At 54.1% G+C, this 2,500-nt stretch carries 2 rRNA genes (1 of these 2 cut by a window edge); both read right to left on the reverse strand.

Going from position 1 to position 2,500, the window contains the following annotated elements:
* Positions 1-63: ribosomal RNA gene (rrf, locus tag ACVOJ1_RS18895) — 5S ribosomal RNA — on the reverse strand; the annotation flags it as partial.
* Positions 64-189: 126 nt separating this feature from the next.
* Positions 190-2,500 (reverse strand): 23S ribosomal RNA (locus ACVOJ1_RS18900); it runs 570 nt beyond the window's last position.

Below are 2,500 nucleotides of genomic sequence, written 5' to 3' on the forward strand. Positions count from 1 at the left end.
GCTGCGTTTCACTTCCGAGTTCGGGATGGGATCGGGTGGTTCCACAGCGCTAATTTCACCAGGGAGGCTTTTGGAGAGTCGCACTCGTCCCGATGGGACAAGGCGCCAGCCTCGCATAGTTCTTGTGACGTAGCGTGCACTTGGATGCTCTTACGACGTTGTCGTAAAGCCAAGGCAACTTGAGGTTATATGGTCAAGCCGCACGGATCATTAGTATCAGTTAGCTCAATACATTGCTGTACTTACACACCTGACCTATCAACCACGTAGTCTACATGGTTCCTTCAGGGGGCTTGTGCCCCGGGAGATCTCATCTTGAGGCGCGCTTCCCGCTTAGATGCTTTCAGCGGTTATCGCTTCCGAACATAGCTACCCGGCAATGCCACTGGCGTGACAACCGGAACACCAGAGGTTCGTCCACTCCGGTCCTCTCGTACTAGGAGCAGCCCCTCTCAAATCTCCAACGCCCATGGCAGATAGGGACCGAACTGTCTCACGACGTTCTGAACCCAGCTCGCGTACCACTTTAAATGGCGAACAGCCATACCCTTGGGACCGACTACAGCCCCAGGATGTGATGAGCCGACATCGAGGTGCCAAACACCGCCGTCGATATGAACTCTTGGGCGGTATCAGCCTGTTATCCCCGGAGTACCTTTTATCCGTTGAGCGATGGCCCTTCCATACAGAACCACCGGATCACTAAGTCCTAGTTTCCTACCTGCTTGATCCGTCGATCTTGCAGTCAAGCACGCTTATGCCTTTGCACACAGTGCGCGATGTCCGACCGCGCTGAGCGTACCTTCGAGCTCCTCCGTTACTCTTTAGGAGGAGACCGCCCCAGTCAAACTACCCACCATACACGGTCCCCGACCCAGATAATGGGCCCAGGTTAGAACGTCAAGCACGACAGGGTGGTATTTCAAGGATGGCTCCGCCACAGCTAGCGCCATGGTTTCATAGCCTCCCACCTATCCTACACAGACGAACTCAACGTTCAGTGTAAAGCTATAGTAAAGGTTCACGGGGTCTTTCCGTCTTGCCACGGGAACGCTGCATCTTCACAGCGATTTCAATTTCACTGAGTCTCGGGTGGAGACAGCGCCGCTGTCGTTACGCCATTCGTGCAGGTCGGAACTTACCCGACAAGGAATTTCGCTACCTTAGGACCGTTATAGTTACGGCCGCCGTTTACTGGGGCTTCGATCAAGAGCTTCACCTTGCGGCTGACCCCATCAATTAACCTTCCAGCACCGGGCAGGCGTCACACCCTATACGTCCACTTTCGTGTTTGCAGAGTGCTGTGTTTTTGATAAACAGTCGCAGCGGCCTGGTTACTGCGACCCTCTTCAGCTATAGCTCGCACGAGCCACCAAAAAGGGTGCACCTTCTCCCGAAGTTACGGTGCCATGTTGCCTAGTTCCTTCACCCGAGTTCTCTCAAGCGCCTGAGAATTCTCATCCTACCCACCTGTGTCGGTTTACGGTACGGTCTGCGTAAGCTGAAGCTTAGGAGCTTTTCCTGGAAGCGTGGTATCAGTGACTTCGTCTTAAAGACTCGTCTCGGTGCTCGGTCTTAAAGGATCCCGGATTTGCCAAAGATCCAAACCTACCGCCTTTCCCCGGGACAACCAACGCCCGGTACACCTAACCTTCTCCGTCCCTCCATCGCACTTACGCGAGGTGCAGGAATATTAACCTGCTTCCCATCGACTACGACTTTCGTCCTCGCCTTAGGGGCCGACTCACCCTGCGCCGATTAACGTTGCGCAAGGAAACCTTGGGCTTTCGGCGTGCGGGTTTTTCACCCGCATTATCGTTACTCATGTCAGCATTCGCACTTCCGATACCTCCAGCAGACTTCTCAATCCACCTTCGCAGGCTTACGGAACGCTCCTCTACCGCGCATAACAAAAGTTATGCACCCCAAGCTTCGGTTCAGTGCTTAGCCCCGTTAAATCTTCCCCGCAGACCGACTCGACCAGTGAGCTATTACGCTTTCTTTAAAGGGTGGCTGCTTCTAAGCCAACCTCCTGGCTGTCTGTGCCTTTCCACATGGTTTTCCACTTAGCACTGAATTTGGGACCTTAGCTGTGGGTCTGGGTTGTTTCCCTTTTCACGACGGACGTTAGCACCCGCCGTGTGTCTCCCATACAGTCCGTCTCGGTATTCGGAGTTTGCAATGGTTTGGTAAGTCGCGATGACCCCCTAGCCATAACAGTGCTCTACCCCCGAGAGGATACATATGAGGCGCTACCTAAATAGCTTTCGAGGAGAACCAGCTATCTCCGGGTTCGATTAGCTTTTCACTCCTAATCACACCTCATCCCCTACCTTTGCAACGGGAGTGGGTTCGGGCCTCCAGTGCGTGTTACCGCACCTTCACCCTGGGCATGACTAGATCACCCGGTTTCGGGTCTACTGCCCGCGACTATGCGCCCTTATCAGACTCGGTTTCCCTTCGCCTCCCCTATACGGTTAAGCTTGCCACGAACAGTAAG

The sequence above is a fragment of the Stenotrophomonas sp. STEN225 genome (genome assembly GCF_056756445.1).